Origin of the sequence: Hoylesella buccalis ATCC 35310, from assembly GCF_000177075.1 — a bacterium.
GTDB lineage: Bacteria > Bacteroidota > Bacteroidia > Bacteroidales > Bacteroidaceae > Prevotella > Prevotella buccalis.
Genome location: NZ_ADEG01000045.1, coordinates 27,447 through 52,174, shown reverse-complemented (window position 1 = coordinate 52,174; position 24,728 = coordinate 27,447). Strand labels below are relative to the sequence as shown.

19 protein-coding genes are annotated in these 24,728 nt (G+C 41.5%); 8 read left to right on the top strand and 11 right to left on the bottom strand.

Going from position 1 to position 24,728, the window contains the following annotated elements; all coding sequences use genetic code 11:
• Window positions 1-2: 2 nt before the first annotated feature.
• Both HMPREF0650_RS04980 and HMPREF0650_RS04975 read right to left on the bottom strand, forming a co-directional pair.
• Complete coding sequence (locus HMPREF0650_RS04980) at window positions 3-1,340, bottom strand: aspartate kinase (protein WP_004348840.1); 1,338 nt, start codon at window positions 1,338-1,340, stop codon at window positions 3-5.
• Window positions 1,341-1,380: 40 nt separating this feature from the next.
• Complete coding sequence (locus HMPREF0650_RS04975) at window positions 1,381-2,121, bottom strand: cell division ATP-binding protein FtsE (protein ID WP_004348838.1); 741 nt, start codon at window positions 2,119-2,121, stop codon at window positions 1,381-1,383.
• Between the two features lie 1,083 nt (window positions 2,122-3,204).
• Here HMPREF0650_RS04975 and HMPREF0650_RS04970 point away from each other — a divergent pair.
• The 3 genes from HMPREF0650_RS04970 (at window position 3,205) to HMPREF0650_RS04960 (ending at window position 7,531) form a co-directional block, all read left to right on the top strand.
• Window positions 3,205-4,035, top strand: coding sequence for a GLPGLI family protein (locus HMPREF0650_RS04970; protein WP_004348835.1), 831 nt, complete (start codon window positions 3,205-3,207; stop codon window positions 4,033-4,035).
• Between the two features lie 13 nt (window positions 4,036-4,048).
• Window positions 4,049-6,625 (top strand): peptidase associated/transthyretin-like domain-containing protein, encoded by a 2,577-nt coding sequence (locus HMPREF0650_RS04965; RefSeq protein WP_245543460.1) that lies wholly within the window; start codon window positions 4,049-4,051, stop codon window positions 6,623-6,625.
• Between the two features lie 111 nt (window positions 6,626-6,736).
• On the top strand, window positions 6,737-7,531 hold the full coding sequence (locus HMPREF0650_RS04960; protein ID WP_004348830.1) for an ADP-ribosylglycohydrolase family protein: 795 nt from the start codon (window positions 6,737-6,739) through the stop codon (window positions 7,529-7,531).
• Window positions 7,532-7,714: 183 nt separating this feature from the next.
• Here the strand turns inward: HMPREF0650_RS04960 and HMPREF0650_RS04955 are convergent, their stop codons facing one another.
• Together HMPREF0650_RS04955 and HMPREF0650_RS04950 are read right to left on the bottom strand one after the other, a co-directional pair.
• Window positions 7,715-8,248, bottom strand: coding sequence for an FHA domain-containing protein (locus HMPREF0650_RS04955; protein WP_004348826.1), 534 nt, complete (start codon window positions 8,246-8,248; stop codon window positions 7,715-7,717).
• A gap of 12 nt (window positions 8,249-8,260) precedes the next feature.
• Entirely contained in the window at window positions 8,261-9,364 is a 1,104-nt protein-coding gene (locus HMPREF0650_RS04950) for an HU domain-containing protein (RefSeq protein ID WP_004348824.1), read from the bottom strand.
• A gap of 144 nt (window positions 9,365-9,508) precedes the next feature.
• On the opposite strand from HMPREF0650_RS04950, the gene rfbC reads away from it, so the two are divergent.
• The 5 genes from rfbC (at window position 9,509) to rplI (ending at window position 12,560) form a co-directional block, all read left to right on the top strand.
• Window positions 9,509-10,057, top strand: coding sequence for a dTDP-4-dehydrorhamnose 3,5-epimerase (rfbC, locus tag HMPREF0650_RS04945; protein WP_004348823.1), 549 nt, complete (start codon window positions 9,509-9,511; stop codon window positions 10,055-10,057).
• Between the two features lie 42 nt (window positions 10,058-10,099).
• Window positions 10,100-10,903: a DUF4738 domain-containing protein gene (locus tag HMPREF0650_RS04940; protein ID WP_050774841.1), complete on the top strand. Its 804-nt coding sequence runs from the start codon at window positions 10,100-10,102 to the stop codon at window positions 10,901-10,903.
• A gap of 427 nt (window positions 10,904-11,330) precedes the next feature.
• Complete coding sequence (gene rpsF / locus HMPREF0650_RS04930; RefSeq protein ID WP_004348820.1) at window positions 11,331-11,675, top strand: 30S ribosomal protein S6; 345 nt, start codon at window positions 11,331-11,333, stop codon at window positions 11,673-11,675.
• 2 nt (window positions 11,676-11,677) lie between these two features.
• On the top strand, window positions 11,678-11,950 hold the full coding sequence (rpsR, locus tag HMPREF0650_RS04925) for a 30S ribosomal protein S18 (RefSeq protein ID WP_004348819.1): 273 nt from the start codon (window positions 11,678-11,680) through the stop codon (window positions 11,948-11,950).
• 19 nt (window positions 11,951-11,969) lie between these two features.
• On the top strand, window positions 11,970-12,560 hold the full coding sequence (gene rplI, locus HMPREF0650_RS04920) for a 50S ribosomal protein L9 (protein ID WP_004348818.1): 591 nt from the start codon (window positions 11,970-11,972) through the stop codon (window positions 12,558-12,560).
• Between the two features lie 259 nt (window positions 12,561-12,819).
• Here the strand turns inward: rplI and HMPREF0650_RS04915 are convergent, their stop codons facing one another.
• The 7 genes from HMPREF0650_RS04915 to HMPREF0650_RS04885 all read right to left on the bottom strand — a co-directional run bounded on the left by HMPREF0650_RS04915 (window position 12,820) and on the right by HMPREF0650_RS04885 (window position 24,727).
• Window positions 12,820-13,380 carry an RNA polymerase sigma factor gene (locus HMPREF0650_RS04915; RefSeq protein WP_162013121.1) on the bottom strand — a complete coding sequence of 187 codons (561 nt, stop codon included), beginning with the start codon at window positions 13,378-13,380 and terminating at the stop codon, window positions 12,820-12,822.
• 152 nt (window positions 13,381-13,532) lie between these two features.
• Window positions 13,533-15,704 (bottom strand): alpha-N-acetylglucosaminidase, encoded by a 2,172-nt coding sequence (locus HMPREF0650_RS04910; RefSeq protein ID WP_004348815.1) that lies wholly within the window; start codon window positions 15,702-15,704, stop codon window positions 13,533-13,535.
• A 13-nt stretch (window positions 15,705-15,717) separates the two neighbouring features.
• Window positions 15,718-17,871, bottom strand: coding sequence for an alpha-N-acetylglucosaminidase (locus HMPREF0650_RS04905; RefSeq protein WP_004348814.1), 2,154 nt, complete (start codon window positions 17,869-17,871; stop codon window positions 15,718-15,720).
• 24 nt (window positions 17,872-17,895) lie between these two features.
• On the bottom strand, window positions 17,896-18,582 hold the full coding sequence (locus HMPREF0650_RS04900) for an endonuclease/exonuclease/phosphatase family protein (RefSeq protein WP_004348812.1): 687 nt from the start codon (window positions 18,580-18,582) through the stop codon (window positions 17,896-17,898).
• A gap of 85 nt (window positions 18,583-18,667) precedes the next feature.
• The gene (locus HMPREF0650_RS04895; RefSeq protein WP_004348810.1) at window positions 18,668-19,519 is read right to left on the bottom strand and encodes an endonuclease/exonuclease/phosphatase family protein; all 852 of its coding nucleotides are present in this window, start codon (window positions 19,517-19,519) and stop codon (window positions 18,668-18,670) included.
• Between the two features lie 49 nt (window positions 19,520-19,568).
• A complete protein-coding gene (locus tag HMPREF0650_RS04890) occupies window positions 19,569-21,299 on the bottom strand; it encodes a RagB/SusD family nutrient uptake outer membrane protein (protein WP_004348809.1) in 1,731 nt (576 codons plus the stop codon).
• Window positions 21,300-21,310: 11 nt separating this feature from the next.
• Window positions 21,311-24,727 carry a TonB-dependent receptor gene (locus tag HMPREF0650_RS04885; RefSeq protein ID WP_004348808.1) on the bottom strand — a complete coding sequence of 1,139 codons (3,417 nt, stop codon included), beginning with the start codon at window positions 24,725-24,727 and terminating at the stop codon, window positions 21,311-21,313.
• Window position 24,728 lies beyond the last annotated feature (1 nt).

Genomic DNA, 24,728 nt, shown 5'->3' with positions numbered 1-24,728 from the left:
CGTCAATTACCATTCGCGCAGGTTGTTTCAAACAGCAGGTTACTCAGGCTTTGCAATGCTCGCTTCTTGTCAGCTTCCCTTACCAAGAAAGAAATGTTATAATTGCTGCCACCATAGGAAATCATGCGAACCGGAATATCCTTCATGGCATCCAAGGCAAGTGTTTCGAATCCAACATTGCTCCAGTCTAAATCACCAACCACGCAGATGATGCACATGTCGGTGTCAACGGTCACGGTACCGTATTTTTTCAATTCATCAACGATTTCATCCAAATGCGTGGCGTTGTCAATGCTTATGGACAATCCCACCTCGCTGGTCGCAATCATGTCAATGGGCGTTTGGTAGCTTTCAAAAATCTCAAACACTTTTCTCAGGAACCCAGTCGCAAGCAACATCCTGGACGATTTGATTTTGATGGCAACGATGTTGTCTTTGGCCGCAACGGCTTTGATTTTTCCGCGAACGATCACGTTGTCAATGATCGTGCCGTATGCATCGGGTTCCATTGTGTTCTTCAATCGAACGGGAATGCCTGCGTATTTGGCAGGCTGTATGCAAGTAGGATGGAGGATTTTGGCCCCAAAGTAAGCCAGTTCGGCGGCTTCTTCAAAGTTGAGTTGTTGCACGGCATCGGTCTTGTCGACGATACGTGGGTCGTTATTATGCATGCCGTCAATATCGGTCCAGATGACAATTTCTTCAGCGTTGAGTGCAGCTCCAATCAGAGAAGCCGTATAGTCGGAACCGCCCCGCAGTAGGTTGTCTACCTCACCATAAGCATTTCGGCAGATAAAGCCTTGAGTAATATAAATTTGGTAGCCCTCATTGTCAGCCATGATGGCGGAGAGTTTTTCCTTGATGTAGGGTGGGTCTGGCTCTGCATTTTTGTCTGTTCGCATAAAATCCAAAGCCGATAGAAGAACTGCATGAACACCCTGTTCCTGCAAATAGTTTACCACCATGTTGGTACTCATGATTTCGCCTTGCGCTACAATGCACTTCTCTTCGAACGATGTAAAAAGATCTTTGGTAAACGAACGAAGATATTCGAATTCGCTTACCAGGAACTGGCGGGTTTTCGTCTTGTATTCATCCGTCGCATACAACTCGTCTACGTGCTGCATGTATTTCTCTTCCAATGTGTTGATTACCTCATTGGCACCTTCCGGATTCTTCTTGTAGAGATAATCGGCTATCTCTATCAGTGTGTTGGTAGTGCCGGACATGGCCGACAGGACAACAAATGTCTGCTCACCCGACCGTGTTACGAGTGAAGCTACATTCTTCATTCGTTCTGGAGAACCTACAGAGGTTCCCCCAAATTTCATCACCTTCATCTTTTATTATATTTACATTGCTTCGTAAAAGAATTGTCTATCACTCAACCGATGGACATGATTGGGAGTCGCTTTCGGCTTCTTCTTGCAAGTCTATTTTGTTGTATTCGTTCGTAATGTCTTCGATGTGTCCATTTTTGCAACGATATACAATACCCGGAAATTTGTCTAACATGGGGATGTTGTGCGTGGACATCACCACCGCTGTTCCCGTTTGAGTGATGTCTTTCAGTAACTTTACGATGTGACTTGCCGTTTCGGGATCCAAATTACCGGTAGGCTCGTCGGCGATGATGATCTTCGGCTTGTTCAACAAAGCTCTCGCAATGGCTATACGTTGCTGCTCACCGCCAGAGAGTTCGTAAGGCATCTTGTGCTTTTTCTCAATCATACCTACATCATTGAGCACTTCATCAATTCGCTGGTTAATCTCGTTCTTGTCTTTCCACCCCGTGGCTTTCAAGACAAAATACAAGTTTTTGTAAACATCCCGGTCATGAAGAAGCTGGAAATCTTGAAAGATAATCCCCATTTCTTTTCTCAATGCAGGCACTTCGTTGCGTTTTACCTTTATGATGTCTCTGTCAAGGATTTCAGCTTTTGTATCTGAATCGCCTTCGATATCCAATTCGCAATACATGGTTTTAAGCAGTGAACTCTTGCCAGAACCTACCTTCCCGATGATATAGATGAATTCTCCTTCGTCTACTTTGAAGTCAACGTTTTGCAAGATGTGATTGTCTGCTTGAAATATTTGAACTTTTTGATAATCTACTAACATATCTGATTTTTCCTTTTGATGATTTTGTTTAATGCCAGTTGGGGTATGACATAGCCAAGAATGGTTGTCCTACAATTGAGGTCGATGGTGGTCTTCTTACTTTTAAACGAAACATTTTATACGCTTGAAGTATGATGCAAATTTAGGCAATTTTTCCGAATTATACGCCTCTCGGGGTAGAAAAGAGTGGGTTGACGTACTCACATGGCTTTTTCATGTAACAATGTTGCTTTTCGTTTTGTTTTCATCAAACGGATTATTCGTCCGTGAAACGTCTTCTGTCGCCAACGTCTTTTTAACACAAATGCTGGACGTTTTTTCAACCAACTTGTTCGTGTGTTGTAAATAAGCGAATCATGGTAGAGTTTTGTTATCTGTTTGATTGTTAGTATCTTATGTGATTTTTAGTCCCAAAGAGAAATCAAAAATCAATGTGTTTGGGGCATAAAACGCTCTATTTTGTGTAAAAAAGAACATTTATAGGATTGAGATTGGGCGGCTAAAGCATGCAAATTGGACGGTAAAAGCATGCTAATTGCTGATTAATTCCATGTGAATAGGGTACAAGGTGATGCGTTTAAGGGTTTGAATACCTAAAATAACTCCCAATTTTATCTATTTTTCAATTTTATTTTGTCAAAGAAAATGAATCGGTTTAACAAACGAAAGGTTTGTTAACAAACAAGGCGGGTGTCGTTGATTGTCCTCCAGCATTATTTTCACATCGCGTCGAAAATGGTAGTTACATTCGTGTTCATACAAAAGAACATGGTGTTTTTTTTACACCGAACAACCTTGTTTCAATGAAAGATCCTTGGGTTGACGTATCATCTTGCGGAGTTTAAAACTTGTTAAGGTGTTGGATATTTCATAAAACAATCTGTAGAGTATTACTGATTTTCCGAGATTTATTGTAATTTAGCAGCAATGATGACATATATTCAAATATGTGTTGGTTGAATTAATTCGACCAAGTGGGTCGTGATGTATCAATCTATTTCAAGAGTAGACTCTTCCACATAGATGATTTGTCCCATGAGCCAAGCGAAATTACATGAGTAACAACTATAAAAAACATAGAATATGAAAAAGTTAGTCTTACTGACAGCTGCTGTTAGCTTAACATCTGTAGCATTCGGACAGAATGCAAGTTCTTCTCCCGTAGATGAATACGAGTGCATCTACGAGTATCAAGTAAAGAATACCAAAGGTTCTATCGATGCAACCTCTACCATTCTCCAAATCGGTAGAAACACAGCAAAGTTTTCTGATTATACCACCTTTCAAGTAGACTCTGCCATAGCTTGCAAGGCTCCAGAAGCGGACATCCAGAAGTTCAAGGCACAAGAAACGAGAAACGATATACTCTTCGACCAGTCTGTTTCCCAAAATGAACCTAAAGGTAAGTTGACGGTTTATAGCGTCATCACACCTAATTATTACAGTTATACCGAGAGTGCCACACCCATCAATTGGAACCTTTCAGAGGAAACTAACACTGTCTGTGGATACACTTGTCAAAAGGCAGTGGGAGAATATGGTGGCAGAGCATGGACGGTTTGGTATTCTTCTGAGATACCAGTGTCCTTTGGACCTTGGAAACTTTGCGGTTTGCCAGGATTGGTATTGGCGGCTAACGATGCAGAAAACATACATCAGTTCAAGGCAATCACATTCCGTAAATCCAACACTCCGATGAACTTGAAGCCATACGCCAATCCCATCAATATTTCAAGAGAGCAATTTATTAAAGCGAAGAACAAGTTTGAGATAGATCCGATGGGTAACATCCCTGGGGAAGCCATCAGCGAGATGAGCGTTCAGAAATTTGATAATGGCGAATATAAAACCTTGATCAATGGTGTGGTGGTGAGAGTTCGCCCAAATGGATATGTTCCGCTCGAATTGAAGTAAACCTTGCACATTGATGAATAGGCGAATATTCTCGATTTTGATGCTGTTGACATGCCTCTGTAACTCCTCTTTTTCCCAAAGTGTAGTTACAGGAATAGTGCGTGATACCACTGGCTTGGCTTTGGAAGGTGTCATCGTAAAGGCTACTGCTGACAAAGCAACTTTAGCCTTTGCACGAACATCCGAGAAGGGGACTTATCAGTTAACGCTGAAGACAGATGCCAAACAGCTCATCATTACAGCCGAAACCATTGGATATGAGAAAGCCAAGAGAGAAATCAAGAATATCTCACAGAAGTGCGACTTCATCCTGAAAGAGAAAATAACTGCATTGAAAGAAGTCGTGGTAAAAGCTCCTGCCATCTACCAACGAGGTGACACCCTGTCTTACAACTTAGCCTCGTATATAGGAAAGAATGACTATACTTTGAAAGATGCCATGAAGAAACTCCCAGGCATTGAAGTTGAGGACAAAGGTTCCATCAAATATCTGGGCAAGGAGATTTCTAACTTTTACATTGACAACATGGATTTGTTGGGTGGACGCTATAACATAGCAACCACTAACATTCCTGCTTCGTTAGTAAGCACCGTGCAAGTGCTGAGCAACCATCAAGCTGTGAAAGCTAAAAAGGATGTCTTTTCCGACAAGGTGGCAATCAATGTAAAAATGAGCAACAAGGCAAAGTTCAAACCAATTGGTTCTTATAGTGTGTCACTTGGTGTAGGCAAGCATACTTTGTATGAAGTGAATGGTGCAGGAATGCTCTTCATGTCAAACTTCCAAATGTTGGCTTCACTAAAGGCTGGCAACATCAATCAATTTGCTTTGACAGACGGAACCAATCACTTTGCCAATAGAGAAACATCATCTACGGTATCTAATTTATTGGGGAATCTCTCTGCTTCCACACCTCCTATTGATGTTGACAGATATGCTTCACCAACAGACAGGTTGGTATCTTTCAACCTATTGAAAAAGATTCAAAAGGATGTTACCTTAAAAGGGAATATTGGGTATAGTTATGTCAAAAGTAAGTACGATTATAGTTTGACGAGAAGTTATGCGGATGCAGACCATCATATCATCATCGCTCAAGCGTATTCACCTCTATTAACCGTACATCGCCCAAGCATTCTGTTGGAATATAAGGACAATTCGGATAAGACTTATCTCAGCAACACGTTGTCTGGCACTGGTTCTTTTCTAACATCTGAGTTGCCAACTAAAGAAAATGAATCTTTCTTTAACCAGAAACAGAAGATGCGAGCGTTTGATTTGAACAACAAGTTCTCTACCTTGTGGAATCACAAGGACTTGCGTTGGTCGGTTACATCTGTATTGTCATATCAAGGTTCGCCTATGGGAAAGATAATGCTTGACAAGGAAACTGCTGGTGGTGTAGTGCAAAATGCCAATGGACAAACGTTCAGAACAGAGAACACCATCTCTGTATCAAAGAAGCATCTCAACTCTCGCATCTATTTGCCATTGTTGTTGAACTACTATATAGATAAGGTGAAAACGAACTTGCAGCCCACAGATGAAGGCAACGATGTGAGTATGCAGAACCTCAGAATGGCGTTGGCACCACAATATGAGTATTCGCATCCTCAGTACAAATACGTCTTTCGATTGGGAATACCGATGCGCATAGACTATATAGCTCATAGAGACCACATGTCAGCATCATCGTCTGGATCTTGGTATTATTCCATTTGCCCAAGCGTGTATGGCAACTATAAGGTAACCTCCCGTTCTGTGCTGCGTACCAACCTGTTCTATTCCCGTAACTTTGGCGACATATTGGACTTCTTGAAAGCACCTGTCAGAGTCAATGACACCTCATTGAAGATTGGCTCTGGTGTATTGGCAGACAACAAAAGTTGGGATGCCTCGCTACATTACGACTATAAGATACCACTGAAAATGTGGTTTCTCAATGTAGATTTTCTTTATAATCAGGAAAAGAACAACTTGCTTTTGAGCCAAAACGCAAGCTCGAAGCTCGTCACCATGTCGAAAATATACGCCCCAAATACAGGAAGAAGTTTGATGGAGCAAGTAGGTATCACAAAATTTATAGAGCCTATCAAGACCAAAATTTCATTAAATGCTGTTTATCAATGGAAGCGACAAACGACTTTGCAGAATGATGTTCAGCAGAAGTACACCTGGAAAAGTTGGATTCTCTCTCCAAAACTTACTTCACAACCTTTTAAGTATGTGGAGTTAGATTATCATGGAATGTTTGCTAAGACTTATCTTTCTACCGAGTATCAGAGCAACAGCTATCTAAGTCAGCAGCACAAGATTTCCTTGAAAATCATGCCATTCGATGGCTTCACATTCGACACTTCTGCTGATATTGTGAAGAATGAATTGACGAAAGATTTGACGAAGACCATGAGTCTATTGGATATGGGATTATCTTATCGAAAGAAAGCACTCAAGGTTTCTCTTGACATCAGAAACATTCTGAACCAACAACAATATGGATATACCATTTACAACTCTGTCAATACATTTACCTATAACTATCAATTGAGAGGAAGAGAATGTGTTTGTTCCGTGAAATTAACCATGTGAGCCTTACATGACAAGTGTTGCAAAAGAGAGTATTATTATTTCTCGATTCTGAAGAGAAATTCAGCCATTGATGGCAAGGGTTTTGAATGCTATACAAAAAAAATATTAACTATGAAGAATCTACTATTAAGCGCAGCAATTGGCGACATCGCAGGAATGCCGTACGAATTTGAAAATCGAACAAAAAATTATAATGCGGTCGATTTACTACTTTCATCGAATACTTATACTGATGATACCGTTTGCACGTTTGCATGTGCGGAAGCATTTATAAAGAATCTGAATATGGCAGAAAACCTTTGGAAGAGATGCCGTGCAGACTTTTATCGTGGATTTGGCGGACGATTTGCAAGATGGCTGATTGCAAAAGATATTCAACCTCCGTATAATTCCTTTGGCAATGGTAGTGCGATGAGGGTTTCATCGGCTGGATTTATGGCTAAGGATGTCAAAGAATGTATAGAACTGGCTACACAGACAGCGATGCCTACCCATAATCATCCCGAGGGAATTAAAGGAGCAGTAGCAACTGCTTTGGCTATATTCTACGGTATGCAAGGGCAAAACAAAGATTTTATTAGAGAGCATGTACTTGAAAAATACTACCCAAATTGGTCGGACTTGACCTATCAAGGTATAAAACCCAACTATGACTTTGATGAGACCTGCCAACAGACTGTCCCTGCTGCCCTTATCTGTTTTTTAGAAAGTACAGATTATGCGGACTGTTTGAAGTTGGCAATTGCCTTAGGCGGTGATGCAGACACTTTGGCTGCCATTTCTGGCCCCATGGCATACGCTTTTTACAAGACCATGCCAAAAGAATTGGTTGATAACGCAATCGCTAAACTTCCCGAATGGATGCTTCAAGTGAACAAACAATTTGACGAGTTTGTGAACAAATAACGAATAGCGAATGTAACATCTTCATCCATTTTATAGTGCAACGCTTTTGTGTTGTATCGTTAGGCCTATCACGCTTGGAAGAAAGAACTGTCTGTTCTGTGATAGCAATGAGGGAGCGGAGAATTAAACTCCAGACTAAGAAAGTCTAACAATATTGAAAAAATATGGCACGTGACTCGCTTTTTATTCGTCATCCTGGTCAGACGTTCGTAAAATAATGCTGGTTGCCCCGATGGTAAACAGCGACCCTTCTTGAATGATTCTGCGTTCGCGGTCGCCCAGTAGTTGGTTGTTTACGAATGTACCGGTATAGCTGGGGCCGTCGCTGAGCTCGTATTTCAGCTTGCCATGCTTGTCTTTGGACACCGTGATGTTGCAGTGTGTCAGGTCAACGCTTGGATCGGTCGTTTCGATAGGGCACTCAATGTCGTTTCCTTTGACGTAACGTCCAATGTGGTTGACACCGAACTGAAGGGGTAGAACTTGTTTGTAGTGGAAAACGTTCTCAATAACTACAATAGCTCCGTAGGCCTGTTGATGAGCGTTTTCATCGAATTTCATGTCCTTTTGTCTTTCTTTCAGTTTGGATAATCCTATCTTAATCTTGAATTGCTTGTTACATTCAGGACATTGGAAAACTAAAGATTGACCGTTAGAATATTTTGTCTCGTCAAATGTGATGTAATTGTCACATTTGGGACATCGAACTCTTTTCAATGTTACAGGTTATTAATGAGAGGAAATGGGGGATAGTTTTAAAACCCAACCATCCGCAAATTCCTTTTGATTTTGAAGGTTATTCAAGGCATTGTATGCAGCCCTTTCGGTTTCATACTGTCCGTAGATTACTCTTGTGCTTTTATTCTTCGTGTAAACTTTTGCCTGAGTATAGCCAGCTTGATGTAACTTTTCTACAAATGCGTTTGCGTTTCTTAGCGTTACCCTACTGGCCAAAACAATCACATAGGCGGTTATTTTCTCTTCTACCTCTTTTTTAATAGGTTCAGTTGCTTTCGTTTCTTTTAAAATGGGCTTTGCTTCGGTTCTCTCAGGTGCATCATTTGGCAAGTCGACAGAGCCCGTGATAATGTCTTTGGGCATGATATGATACAGCAAGCTGGTATCAATGTTGCCAAACAATTTGGCATTGTTTCCCTGGTGGTTTAGTGTTGCCGGAAACAAAAAGAACGCCACGGCTACTAAACAAGCTGCAACCAGGTTTCTGATGACGCTGACCTTTACCTGGATGGTTTTGCTCGTGTCATCATCAGTGTCAGGTAGCTTCACTTCTGTGGGCATGAGCTGCTCTTTCGATGGGTCTGAGGCATCTGCATGTTCAGTCTTATTGCGCTGTGATTCAGCTTGTTCAATAAAGCTTGTTTGAGTAGCTTGTTGCGTAGGAGTGACGCTTGAGATCGGGGCTATATCCAATGAACTCAGCCCATATAGGGTGGGGGTCAGGATGCCGGCTTCACATGGTATGAACGTAAATATCCCCTCGCTATTATTATAATGTAGCGTGCCGATGTCTGACAAATGGAACTGTCCCTCGTTTGAGAGATGCTCTTTGATTTCAATAACCTCACGTTCAATCCGCCGAAGAGCCTCGGGGTAGCTGATATCGTATACGTCTACATACGACTGCGCCAGTAATGAATCGTTGATGGTAAGTTGTGGATTGAACCCAATGGTACGGAGTGGGGGATAGTACAGCTGATCCTGCTCTTCATAGTGAGCATGAACGGGATGAGCCATGAACCCACCAAAATTTGGAATGATGACGCAGTCATTGTCCAAAAGCAGCGTTTCGATATGTTTTTCTAATTCAATCACGTTTGCAAATTTATTGTTTTTTTACGAATAGAGCAACTAAAAACGTGAAAATTGCAACGGTGACAAATAAAAGCAACAAAAACTTTGCAGTTCTGTTGAATTGTGGTACCTTTGCTATGTAGATTACGTTCAGAAGAGTCAATAATGAAGTACACAGAGTCAAAAATAAAAGGAGTATGGATCATCGAACCAAAAGTGTTTGAGGATGCGCGTGGTTATTTTTTTGAAGCATGGAAGCAAGCTGATTTTCAGAAACAGATTGGACAGGTTGATTTTATTCAAGACAATGAATCGAAATCCAGTTTTGGGGTTTTACGTGGATTGCATTATCAGAAAGGTGAGTATTCGCAAGCTAAATTGGTAAGGGTTATCAAAGGCCGTGTGCTTGATGTGGCAGTTGATCTTCGTAAGTCGTCACCAACTTTCAGCCAGTACGTCAGTGTAGAGTTGAGCGAAGATAACAAGCGTCAATTGTTTATTCCCCGCGGCTTTGCTCATGGCTTTTTGGTATTGAGTGACGAGGCCATCTTTACTTATAAAGTGGATAATCCCTATGCACCAGCACAAGAGGCAGGGATACGTTGGGATGATGAAACGATTAATATCAGCTGGCCCATAGACAAAGATAAGATAGTGACCAGTGAAAAAGATTTAAAAGCGTGCTCTTTAGCTGATGCTGAACTTTTTGATTGATTCTGCATTAGGATTTTGACACAAAAACGTCTTTATGTAGCGATGAAAACATCTATCTCCACAACTGTCATTCTAGTCGTCCTTATGTTCTTTGCTGCTGGTTGCGCGAATAAGAGTAAACAGGACGAGAACGCATTGTCGCAAGAAGATATGAAGGCCAAGCAACTCCTGCAAGGCATTTGGTTGAATGAAGACGAAGAAGATGTTGTTTTCAAAGTTCAAGAGGATACGATTTATTATCCTGACTCAACCAGCATCCCTGTCTATTTTAAGATTGTTCAAGACTCACTGATTTTACAAAGCTCGTCGGCCGTCAAATATTCTATCGTACGCCAGACGGAGCATCTTTTTGAATTCAAAAACCAGTATGGTGACGTGGTTCGTTTGGTCAAGAGTGACAATCCGGAGAATGAATTTTCCTTTATGCGCAAACAACCTGTGGCTTTAAACCAAAATAGTTTAATCAAACGCGATACTGTCATCAATGCCGGTAAACAGCGTTACCACCTTTATGTTCAGGTAAACCCTACAACGTATAAAATCATCAAGAATTCTTATACCGACGAAGGTGTTGAGGTGGGCAACGTTTACTATGATAACATTGTACACATCAGTGTTTACAATGGTGCCAATAAATTATTCTCACGAGATTTCAAAAAAGCAGACTTTCAAAAATTCATCCCGCAACAATTTTACACGCAATGTATTCTTTCAGACATTGTTTTTGATCATCATTCCTCACAGAGCGTGAATTTTAAAGCATACCTGCCAATACCCGACTCTACAACAAGTTATGTAATTAAAGTATACATCACGTTTGAGGGAAAATATGAGCTGAGCATTTAGTTGTATAATAATACCAAACAGCTACTAACAATATTCTACTTAATGACTTGAAAGGTACTTGTAAACAAGATACCTGTAAACAAGGTAGGCAGTGATAGGTGTGGGCAAGAAAAACAAGCTGCCTGGATTTTAGTGTTTGTCTTGATGCTTTTGGATGAGAATGTAACCGACAATACCAAAAAAAATGAGCAATAAAGCCGTGAGCAATAGACCGTTCATCCTGTTCCAGCCAGTAACGTGGCTGAGTACGAGGATAAACACCCCTAGGTATACGCAGTAGAGTGCAATCGAGGGAGATAACTTGTTTCTCATCAGTAATCTGTATTTGTCGACAAAAGTACGAAAATTATTTGGCAGACTTGCAAAAAAACAGTACCTTTGCACCGCAATTTGCAAAAAATATTTAATCATTAATTTTTAAAGTAGTATGAATCAATACGAAACCGTTTTCATTTTGACTCCCGTTTTGTCTGATGAACAGATGAAGGAAACGGTCGCTAAGTTCAAGAAGCTGCTCACCGACAATGGTGCTGAGATTCTGAATGAAGAGGCCTGGGGTATGAAGAAACTGGCTTACCAAATTCAGAAGAAAAACTCGGGCTTCTATTGCCTGTTTGAGTTCAAGGGTGAGCCCACATTGGTACAAACGCTCGAAACCGGCTTCCGTCGCGACGAGAAAGTAATTCGTTATATGACTGTTAAGCTCGACAAGTATGCTGCAGAGTATGCATTGAAGAGAAAGCAGAAATATGCAAACAAAAAGGAGGCATAATCATGGCAGCACAGAATAAATCAGAAATTCGTTATTTGACTCCACCTTCAGTGGACACTAAGAAGAAAAAGTATTGCCGTTTTAAGAAGAGCGGTATCAAATATATTGACTATAAGGATCCTGAGTTCCTCAAGAAATTCTTGAACGAGCAAGGCAAGATTTTGCCACGTCGTATTACTGGAACATCTTTGAAGTATCAGCGTCGTGTGGCACAGGCTGTTAAGCGTGCTCGCCAGATTGCACTGCTTCCTTACGTAACCGATTTGATGAAATAAATAAGGAGGAGGAAACAGAATGGAGATTATACTGAAAGAAGATATCATCGGTCTTGGATACAAGAACGATATAGTGAACGTAAAGAAGGGTTACGGACGTAACTATTTGATTCCAACTGGCAAGGCTGTCATCGCATCAGAATCGGCTAAGAAGGTTCTTGCAGAGGACATGAGACAGCAGGCTCACAAGCTGGCTGCTTTGAAGGCCGAGGCTGAGAAGAAGGCTGCCGCATTGGAAAATGTAGCTTTGGAAATACTGGCCAAGGTTTCTGCTACTGGTGTTACCTACGGTTCGGTTACCGCTGCTACTGTGGCTGAAGAACTGGCAAAGAAAGGCTTTGACGTCGACCGCAAGATTGTCACCATGCGTGACGTCAAGAAGGTAGGTGACTATGAGGCTGTCATTCACTTCCACAAGGAAGTAGAAGTGAAGGTTCCTGTGAAAGTAATAGCTGAAAACGCTCCAAAGGAAGAGCTAGCAGCTGAAACGAAGAAGGTTTCAGAACCTGCTGAAGAGGCAGCAAATGCTGAAGCATCTGTTGCAGAAACTGAAGTAACAGAAGAGGCAGAAGCCCCAGCAACTGAAAGCGCTGAAGAGGCTGCTGAATAAGTGGCGGGATGTGTTGTGCGCATTATTGATTGCCCTACACCCATCCATGTTGTTCAGTGGATATTATTTTTAGATATATAATTGCACTGTAAAGCAAATCTATATGTATTCCCGATTGGTCGCATTGCTGACCAATCGGGATTTTTGATTTGACTAGCTTGTGCGTTGTTTGTAACTATTTGAGTGCTGATAGTTTCTCTTTGATATCAAACAAGGCAAACTTGTCAAAGAGGCCTCCTTCATTTTTTATAAGTAAACATCACGGATTAAAAATAAAGACGACCAGTAGCACCTTGACAAGTGTTCTTATTTGTTTGAGCGAAATGTAATACATGTATTTTATAGTATTGACAGAAACATTTAACATGTTGGCAATTTCAGAATTAGAATAATTGCTAAGTTTTAGTTTGAATATCTTCTTTTGTTGTGGGGGTAAGGCTTCCACAGCTCGCATCACCTTTTTCCATTGTTTTTCTCTTGCGAATCGCTGCTCATCGCCATCATCTTCGGATACCAATTCTTTGAGCCAGAAGTTAGCTCCTGCTATTTTCTTCTTATTGTCGCGGAGAGTATTTATGATGTCGTTTTTGAGAATGCAGAAAAGATAATTTTGGATGGGGCAAGACTCATCAAGCGTTTGTCGATTATTCCATAACTTGATAAATGCATTTTGAACAGCATCTTCTGCCATATACTTGTCGCCGAAATATTTAAATGCAAGAAGATAAGCTCGGCTGGCATATAGTTTATATATGCTAGCAAATGCAAGTTGACTGCCATTTTTGAGTTCTTTTATCGATTCTACGTCTTCTTGATTCATGCAAAACTGGTATTTCATGTACATTTACTGACGAATTAACTCTTCAGCTTATGACATGACAAATCTATAAAAAAGAATGGTTATCAACAACTTTAATATGCTAAAATGTGATGAAGTTTACGTTACAAGAAGAAATTTCAGGTGGTAAGAACCTATATTCCATATTTTTGAATAAGATAACGGCAGAACTGTTGAACATGACTTGTTTCGACACAATCTATCTTTTCTGTTGAGTTAACCCAGTTTTGTTCAAATTCACCTATTGCCTTGTCAAGCTGTTGCTGATCGAACGGCTTTCCTGACATAACAGATGCTGTCAACTCGTCAATATACATACTCCACCTACGAACGTAGTAGGTTCGAATAAGACCGCTCCACGTTCTATTGGCATAGTCGTTAAGTGAGCCTCCCCATGTCGTAATGAGATTTCGTGCATTCTTTTCATAGTATGCTTTTTCCAGGTCATTATTTCCATAGGCACGCGCATCATCAATCCATTTACCAATGGAGCAGCGAGAGTTGCCAGCAGTGAGATAATCCAAGTCGACCAAAACCTCTTTCATTGTGTTTCCCGTACGTTGCAAGCCAACTAAATCTTTATTTACATAGCATGAATCAAGTTCCAACTTTAACTTTAAAAATTTATTGCCTAAAACTTGTCTGCCAACAGCAATAAGATCCAACTGATATTCATTTCTATCACATTCGGAAACGTCACTCATCAGTTTCCAAACCTCTTCCAGGCGTTTTGTTGGGTAAGTAATTTCAGTTCGACGCTCCTGATACTTCCCTAATATGGGTCGTAATGCAGGCAGTATGCCCAATGATCTCGGAATTTGAGTATAAATATCATTAAACAATATCTGCCAAGCCTGCCGCAATTTAGGAGATGAAAAGCCGACATGTCGATCTGCAAGGTTGTCTATCCACTCCTTGTCAGCAGGTGTTGCCGTCCATGCTTGTGTCAAAATATATTCGTAAGGAAACTGTATAACGTCAAGTCCTTCGAGTGTGGAGCCTATACCTATCAGGTTTTTGTTCTTCTTGTTCAGAGCCTCGTTCAGCCTCTGCCCACTTTCTTTAACATTACCAGTAATCGTTGTGTTGCCTCCAAAATTTCCCAAATAGCACCAAATATATGGCTGCCCATAAAAGTTATTGGTTGTCTTCCATAGCTCTACATTTTCACAATGATAATCCAATAGAGACATTTTCCCTCGTGAAACCCCCGTTAGCAACGCTTTTATTCGTTTTGGTGTCCATTGTTTCTTGTTATGGTAGAACATCCACGACATCTGCATCCACTCAGCTCCAGGATCAACAGATGTAACGGTACGATATATATTATGTGATATTTCTTTTAAATATTCAGGCTTCCAACTGGGCGGGTCTACTTCATTGAATGGGTCGATTCCGTAGATATGGTCTGTTCCGAACAAAGCCTTTTGTTCCTCGAGATACATTTTTTGGATTTTGGCAAACAGAGGGTCTTCGGGATTGAGGAAGTGACACCGGTAATTATCACTGAAGCCTGCCCATCTACCCAGATACTTAATATTGGCCTGGGGATATAACTCCTTGAGTTTTGCAGGTACATGTCCGGAAAAAGCAGGGAGCACCGGCTTCATATTCAGAGAGCGTTCGCGCAGCAGAATTCTTTGCTGAAGCTCTTTTTGCTGTTCGAGCCAAGACATTGGAAGGGGACCGTTCCATTTGTCAATATTGGCCATTCTATTCCACGGTAAGTATGTCGGCCCTGTGAAATAGCTCCTAATTTCACTGTCAGACATGCCCATTTTTTCCCATACAGCATACCAAACAGCCTCCTGTCCTGTGATGGCCAAGGGCATGTTTACCCCATTCAGAGCCATCCAGTCTATGAGTCTTTCCCATTCTTTCCAACTGAAGAAAGGCATCGTGTAACCGTACGTACAGTAGTTAAGGAAAAATCTTCTCTCTACTTTAGCATTCGATTTAACGAGAGTAGGTACACCTGGGAGTTTATCAGGAACCACCACCGGAACCTCTGCATACCAGGACACGGTAGTATGGCAGTAGTTATTCAGATAGTAATTCAAAGCCACAGCCATTGAATTTGCATTGTTCCCAGCAATATGAATCCTGCCATCCTTTCCGCTTTCAAGCGTAAACGCATCTGCTTTTACCTTTGACTTGCTTTTGGTAAATTCGAATTGTGACTCGTGCTTTGGTAGAATTCGACTTACCAAAGCCTTAATCGACACAATATCTTGATCCTCTGCATTGCAATAAAATGGTATGAATAACAGACAACCCAAAAGGAATAGTTTCTTAGCAGCACTCATTGATGTTAGAATTTTAATGGTTTATTGTTGATATGATTCTTCTCAGTTCTTTCAAAGGGTTGGCCAGGGGGAGTTGCTTTTCTGTTTGTCCGTGTTTGTTTATCCAGTTTTCCTCCCATTGATCCAGCATCTTCCGTTGGTTTGAAAAATATATTTGTATTCTTGGAATATAATAGTCTTTGATAAGTCCGCTCCAGCATCTGGCAGCATAGTCTTCTTGGTGACCTCCCCATGTGGTAATTAATCGCTTGGCATTCGCTTCATATTGATTTTTTTCCTGAGGCGTGTGTCCTTGACTTCTGGCTTTTGCTATCCAAACATCAAGTCGGTCGGTAGGGTGAGATGCTAAAATCTTATCGGCAAACAGCAGCAACTCAATAGCCTTACTGAGCTGCTTATTTGCCTCAACATGTTTGTTGAGAGAGCCATAGCGGAGTGCATTCTCGTAATATATATCAGCTTTTGCACCAAGGTATTGCGCAGCGAAAAGTATCGCATCGTCTTGGTAGAATTTTGCCCCTCCCAACTCGTCAGCGCACGACAAAAAGTCCTCAACAGCTTTGAAATAAGTTTCATTTAAATCGTGTCTACTCTTGCGCCGAGTGTCAGGAATGACAGTTTGCCACGTAAATCTTGGATATGAATACAAAGAGGAGTATACGCTTTTTCTGAATCCGTTCCACGCTGCTTTCATCTTGTCGGGATATTTGCCATATCGCGCCATGCAATAATTCGCAATCCACTCATCAAGATTTATCCCCTTGTCAGTCCATGCGGCATCACTCAAAAGCTCATAGACCACCTCGTTATTCTCCAATCCCTCGGGAGCAGATCCTATTCCAACTAGATTACCTTTGTTGGCTGCCGACAAAGCCAGAGAAGCATCGGTAGCATACATTTCCAAGTCGCCTGTAAGAAGCGTCTTTCCCCCGAAGTTAGGAACGTAGCTGAATATCCACTGTTTGCCATAAAAACCATTGTGACGCTTCCAAGTTTGCTCGGTATGCCACACCCATTTGGGATAATCGTTGCCCAAATCAATGATAATCATTCGATCGTTTGGCACCTGGCTGAGTAAGGCACTAAGACTTTTTCGGTTCCAAAAATCATGCTGGTAACCAAAGGTCCATCCCTGAGTTACCCAAATCGCATGAGGATTTCCAGCGTTTATTGACTGATAGATTGCCTTGCCATATTCAGCCAATAGTCTGCATTTTTCCTCCTCGTCATTAGGATTTACAGGGAGCTTCATCTCATTGAAACTGTCAGAAAGATAGTAGGTGTTTTCACCAAACTCCCTTTCCCATTCCTCAATAAATAATTTGCCCAACTGTTTGAAGTATGATGACTCAGGTGGTAAAACATAAGCGTTCAAGGAATCAGCAAAACCTCCCCATCGAAGGTGTTTGAAATTAATCTCTGGATGCTTTTTGGCAAATGCCTTTGGCACAAAACCTGCAAAAGCTGGTGCAATGGGATGCATGCCCAACTCTCGCATGCGTGATATGATTTTGTGTTGTAACGTTATTTGTTGCTTGTGCCACGCATCAGACAGAGGGCCGTCCCATTGGTTGAGGTTACCCATTCTGTGCCAAGGTAGATATGCTGGTCCGGTGAAGAACTCCCGTATTTGAGCTTTTGAAAGCCCCATTCTCGTCCACACTCGTTCTGCTATTGCCTCTGATGCAACAGATGCCAAAGGCATGTTCACTCCATGAAGTGCCATTAAGTCGAGTTCTTTTTCCCAACGCTCCCAGTCCCAATAGGGCATTGTATACCCAAATGTACATACGTTAAGAAAATAGCGGAGCTTGAACGGACTATTGATGACACCAGAGTGGTAATTTGGAAGTTGCTTAGGCAATTTTATATTATTTCCACTCCATGTGGCCATGACATGGCAAGCATTGCGCACATAGGTGTAAAAAGCATAAGTCAATGCCGTTGTACTTGTTCCGCTGAGTGTTAGACAATTGTTCTCACAACTGATAGAGAAAGCATCCAGACCTTCCTGACGTGGTAAAACCTTATATACTATGCGGTTTTCAGGAACCTCTAAAATACGATCGAGAACTCTTTTTGCTGGCACTGTGATATCATTATCAGCGGCAAGAAAAACTTGCGGTAATAATAGAAACAACAGTAAAAGTCGGTATTTCCTAAACATCATGATTCATATCTTGAGCAAAGGTTATCTTTTAAGAATAATTTCCGATACGATTGGAAAATGGTCTGACAAGTACGACCGTACCGTTTGACTTGTTTTCACCTCCCATCTATTCTTAGGATAAGCATATATATAGTCTATTTTGATCTTTGGAGTTGTCGATGAATATGTCTGATCCATAATTGTCATGTTGCGTCCCCATTTGTCCATAACCTTCTCTATAGCAGGTTCGGTAGGACCAGCATTGAAATCTCCTCCAATCAAGACCGGATAATTACACTTTTGAAGTTCTTGTACGATAAATTCTGCTTGCTCCTTTCTGGCGTCCTTTCCGCTTATATCAAGATGGGTTACAGCAAACACGAGCGTGTCTGTACCTACTTCGTAAGTGGCATACATAACGGCTCTTTGCTCTGACTTGGAAGGATTGGGCAGCATTACTTTTTTCATGTCAATGCATGGATACCGAGCCAGCATACCAATACCATAATAGCCCCCCGAGTAGTCGATGGTTTTTCCATACAAACCAAACATACCCGTGTGATAGGCTAATTCTGATATAAAGTTCTTTCCGTTCTGCTTGGGAGCACGTTCACGATGAGTGTTGCAGTCTACTTCTTGCAAGGCAACAAAGTCTGGCTTGAACGCTTTAATGTGATAAGCCAACTCCTCGAGTGATGCCAATTCTCCAAAGCGCAAGTTATACGTCATGACTCTTAACTTGAGTGGTCCTTGCGCCCCTACACAAAGTGAGATAAGTAGTAGGTAAAATGAAATTAAGATTCTCATATTAACTTTATTTAATTTTCAATACTGAAACTATTGGTAAATGGTCTGATGCGTTAATCCCGGTAAAGACCGTGTGAGATACAACATCTACTGCTGTTGATGGTTTATAGGCAATATAATCCAACTCACGATTTGGCTTATCAGAAGGAATGGTAAACTTGTTGGGATCTTTGTTCGTACGAGTAAAGCCGTTTGCTTCCAACATGGTTATAGATGCATCAGTTGGACGGCTGTTGAAGTCGCCACCTATAATGATCAATTTATGAGCGTATGGTTCTAAGCATTCTAAGTACTTGGGAAATTGCTTAAGCCGCTCACTCTCTGTAACGGAGAGATGCATTGTCGCAATATAAATATCTTTTCCTGCGAACACGATTTTTGCACTACCCAATATGTTGCTGCCTTTAATCGTTTGACCATCTATCATTTTGGGCAAAGGGTGGTTTATGATATTCTTCATTTCATATTTAGACAATATCGCAGCGCCGTAAGCTCCACCCTGATAGTCTTTTTGCTTGAAAAATTTGTGATATTTATACCCTGCTCGCTTGGCAAGTTCTTTTGCCTGATCAATATTGAAGGCACGTGTGGTCATGGAATCAACTTCCTGCAAAAGCACCACATCGGCATTTTTATCCTTCAAGACCTTAGCCACATTGCCAACTTCTGCCGGAGAGGGAACACCTGAACCTATATACGGGGAACAGTGACGAATATTATAACTCATTACCGTTAAATTATTTTTACTCTTTTGATGGTCCCAACCATCATCTCCAGAAGTATTGAAGTCTGTGCTGGCTTTGGAGCATCCTGACAAATTTATCATCAGAATACTCATGATAAGAATTATATTTTTCATTTTATTTTTTATTATGTTGATACTTATAAAAGTTTAATGTGAGAATATATTACTCCTCCCATCCTGGATTTTGTCCCAATAAAGGATTCTTGAGCCTTTCCTCATACGGCACAGGCCACAAATAATGCTTTTTAGGATCGAAATATCGGATTCCGCCTTCGGCCGTAGACTTTTCATGAACAATGTCACCAAACTCATCCACACCATTGTCAGGATACGGATTCCGCCCTAAATCATTCATGCATACAGTTAAGCTAGGTCCCGTTATAGCACGACCAAATCTCAGTTCACCTTCGCGCCAACGCATAATATCTGCATAACGCATACCGTCGAAACTCATTTCTACTCGGCGCTCACGCTTCAATTCTGTCCATAGATCCATGTTCCATTTCTTCAACTCGTCGAGTTTCATAGGATGCATGCCCACCCGGTTTCTCAACTTATTGACAGTTTCGTCAATCTCCTGCTGAGTTAAGGTGCCGTTTAATTTGTACAAGGCCTCGGCATAAGTGAGTAAAACCTCAGGATAACGAATGACGTTATAGTTGTTATGTCCTTTTCTATAAGCTATATTGTTAATGATGCTGTACTTTTTAAAATAAAAACCCGTATAGCTGTTAGCCCCCTTGCGGTTGTTGTTACTTAGCGAAGCAAAACGTGGTAATTTAAAAATAGGATTTGCGTTGTCTACATCCTTGTCACCATCGTCGCCGCCGGGCCACTTGTCACCAGGAGCATAGAGTGTCATCCTCATACGCGGATCCCGGTTTTTAAAATAGTCTGCATAATGTTTCTCGGGGTATGTGTACAAATCAGAAGTTACGACATTATTATTGTGATAATATTCCAATCCTGCCTTAGCCGGTTTACCGTCTGTACACAAAAACGCATCTACTAAAGTCTTGGATGCCATAAAACGCACATAGTCAACCGGACTGCATATTTCTCGCGAGGTGTTGTGCATGCGAACATCTTTCACATAGAGGCTGAAGATAATAGATTCATTGTTCTTTGGATTTGTCTCTACGTCTCCCTCTTGCTGGTATAGCTTAGCATAGTCGTACAGTCCATAGGGACTATTATCCATAATCTCCCGGCAGGCATCTCTTGCTATCTCATAACGTTCGTTCTGCAAGGCAATACGAGCCTTCATGGCTAAGGCTCCCCAACGGTCAATGCGACCAACATTAACTCCTAACTGTCTCTTCGCAGGCAAGCGTTCAGCAGCCCAGTCAAGATCAGCCAAGATATGATCAATGACTTGACTACGGCTCGTTCGAGCGATATAGGCCTCTTTGGATGTTATCACATGATCCACCCATGGTACGTCACCAAAGAAAGTGGTCAACATGAAATACTCATAGGCTCTAATGACCTTCACTTCACCGGCATACACATCTTTAACTTCCTGTGGGATAGGGGCGGAGTTGTAGTTGTCAAGAAAATTATTGCAAGTGTATATATTGCTATACGCCCTTGACCAATATGAGCTCATAGGAAACCCGTCGCTATAGGTGTGTTTACCTCCGGAAACCTTGCTCAATCCACTTTTAACATCACCCCACAACACCGTTTCAGCAGTTGCCTCAGCCCATTTGATTAGAGTCTCATAGTCAAAAGCATCATAACACGGGTACAAGGCCGAACGTAGCTGTTCCTCCGTTTTCCAATATGTTTGGTTGGTAACCGAATCCAAAGGGTATTTATCTAATATATCGCTGCATGAAACTGTTATCATCAAACCGATGAACAGAATGCCAAAATATTTAAAAGTCTTCATAACACATCATTTTAAAAGTTAACGGATAGTCCAAAAACATAAGTTTTGACTTGTGGATATATACTTCCAGAAGTTTCACGTACTTCTGGATCATAAGAACCAAAATATTTGGTAAACGTCAGCAAGTTATCAGCTGAAAAATATGCCCTCACATGATTCATGCCCAACTTGGACACCCATTTATTAGGGAAGGTATAACCCAACTGCACGTTCTTCAAACGTAGATATGATGCGTCCTCGAGCCAATAATTGCTAAACATGAGGTTGTGCGACTGTCCTTGATACAATCTCGGATAAGTTCCATTGGGATTATTAGGTGTCCAACGGTTCAAGTGTTCAACTTTTGGAACCGAATAGTCATTGATGAAACAGTGACGGGCTTCGTCTGAAAGATAACCATTCACTTTCCCCACGCCCTGAAAGTAACAACTGAAATCCCAGCCTTTCCATGCAATATTGGCCTTGATTGCATAGGTGTAATGAGGGAATGGCTCGCCAAACACCACCTTATCATACTCGTCAATCATACCGTCAGGCTTGCCCTCTGGACCGCTAACATCCCGATACTTAATGTCTCCTGGTTGAACAATTGACTTATGTGCGTTTGGCACAACAAATTTAGGATTGATATACTTTCCATCTTCGTTTCTTCCTTCGAAATCGCTCGTTTGAGCCAAACCGTCAGTCAGATACCCATAATAGGCATTGATAGGATCACCTACACGCCGGATATGGTTACCAAGACTTGGTTCGCTATTGCCCAAATCAGTAATTTTATTTTTCGAATCGGATATATTTAAACTCAGTCCATATCTTACTTCACCGATATGGTCTCGCCAAGAAGCACCAAACTCCCAGCCTTTGTTCTCTATACGTCCCATGTTTTCAAACGGAAGATTATTCGAACCAACAACACCTACAATAGTCGGAAAAATAGGTTTCACCAGTGCATTGATATTTTCCTTCTTAAACCAGTCGAACGTCAAGGACAATCTATTGCTAATAAAGTTCAAGTCCAAACCGACATTCATCATGCGTATCGTCTCCCACTTGATGTTTGTATTTCCCAGTTTCCTTTGCTCAAATCCAACGTTGTTTGTATCACCGATAGGATATGCCTTTTCCCTACGTTCGATGGGAGTAACATAAGGATAGAATGTACTGCCCACATTCTGGTTACCCAATTCTCCCCAGGATGCACGCAGCTTTCCCATCGACATATAAGAATCGAGGAACCGCATGAAATCCTCTCTGAAGAAATTCCAGCCAACAGAGAACGAAGGGAAATAGCCCCAACGGTTGTTCTTTGCAAAACGAGAAGTGCCGTCTATACGAAGGTTGGCTTCAAGCAAATATTTATTGTCAAAAGCATAATTCAGTCGGCCAAAATAAGATTGTAATGCCCATTGTCCTTTGGTGCCGCTATTTGTAATGTCTTCCGTACCCATACTAAGCACATAAATATCATCTACGAGAATGTTTTTTCGACTTCCACTCAAATTGCTGTTATCATACCATTCTTGTGAAAAGCCCAGCAATGCTCCAATATCGTGCTTCCAGAACTTCTTGTTGAAAGTAGACGTGATTTGGAAGCTTTGCGTCAATGCATCTTGATGACTTTGCTGAACTGAATTTTTCATCGTCTTGTTGTCGGGGCTTGGCTCGCCATCTGCATTAAACTTTAGCAACGTGGGCGAAAACTCATCTATTTCACGGAAATAGTAGTTTGCAGAGTATTGTCCATTCAAATATAACCCGTCTACGATCTTAAGATTGGCTTCAACGATAGCATTTAACGTTCTCGACTTAGATTTCTGTGAACCACCTTCATACGCGACATACAATGGGTTGCCTACCGATCCGTATGACCAGTACGGCGTATCTTCCCATTGTCCGGCATCGTTCTTCTGCTTCCATTTGATTGGCAGCAACGGTGAGATTCTCTGGGCTAGACGAAATACTCCACCCGTTCCTGAAAATCCAGATACCTGGCGGTTGAAATCCACAAAACTAACCGTTCCGTTCAGTTTCAAGCGAGATCCTATTTCTGTATTCACATTGATACGAGCATTATGACGCTTGGAATTGAACGCATCGCCAACCACCAAACCATCTTGGTTTAAGTAGCCATATGATAAAAAATACGCACTTTTGTCACCACCACCTCTTACACTAACTGCATGGGAGGTCTGTAAAGCATTCTTTTTGAAAATCTCATGCACCCAGTCGGTGTTGGAATATTCATTTGGATATTCTCCTGAATCATATTTTTGGAACGCATCCTCGCTGTATGGCTTGGAGAAGCCAGCTGCTGCCATGGACTCGTTGTAAAGCTCCATATATTGCCTTCCGTTAACCAACTTTGGTAAGGCTGTAGGGGTTTGCATTCCCACATATCCACTGTAAGACACATGGGCATTCTCTTTTCTCTTACCTTTTTTCGTTGTGATTAATATCACACCATTTGCAGCGCGGGCACCATAGATAGCTGACGAGGCTGCATCCTTGAGCACCGATACACTCTCGATGTCCAACGGATTCAGAAGGTTTAAGTCGCCTCCTGCCACTCCATCAATTAAAATCAATGGCGAGGTGTTGCTGCTGATGGTGTTGATACCACGAACCCTAATACTGGGGACTGCACCTGGTTGTCCGCTCGAAGACTCAATGGTTACCCCTGGCAGCATTCCTTGCAAACCTGATGTAACGTTAGCTATCGGTCGATTTTCCAACGCATCGCCCTTAATCATTGAAACAGCTCCAGTTAGATTAATTTTCTTTTGTGTGCCGTAGCCAACAACAACGACCTCATCCAGCCCCGTGGCATCTTCCTGCATCACAAGGGATATGGTCCTGCCATCCCTAACTGTGTACTTAATCTCCTCACAACCTACATAGTTAATCTTCAGTACTGTACCAGGATCTACTTTAATGCTGAACTGTCCTTCTTGGTCAGTGATGGCAATAACTTTTTGGTCAAGTGTCGAAATAGTCGCTCCAACAAGAGGTTCACCATTTTTATCCTTTACCCTTCCGTAAACAGCTGGCTGTGCATCATTCGCTACATAAGTTGGTGAAGGCTTGGTCTTAGCGTCCTTTTTCAGCCTGTTTGTCCTATACAACATAATGGTACCGTTCTTGATGCTGTAAGCCACATCAATATTATGGAACAAGGCATCCAGCACCTTATCTACCCTTTTATTCTTGGCAGACAGGCTTACCAGCTTATCCAAGTCGACAAATTCCTTGCTATAGGCAATCTTTAGATTCGATTTCTTGCCTATAACCTTCATCGCTTTTCCAAGGGGCATGTTGTTGAACTTCACACTTATCACCTGACTTTGAGCACAGAGCCAAAGAGGTAACAATGTTGCCACAAAAAACACACATAGTCGTTTGACAATGTTTAATTGAGTTGTTGTCTTCATA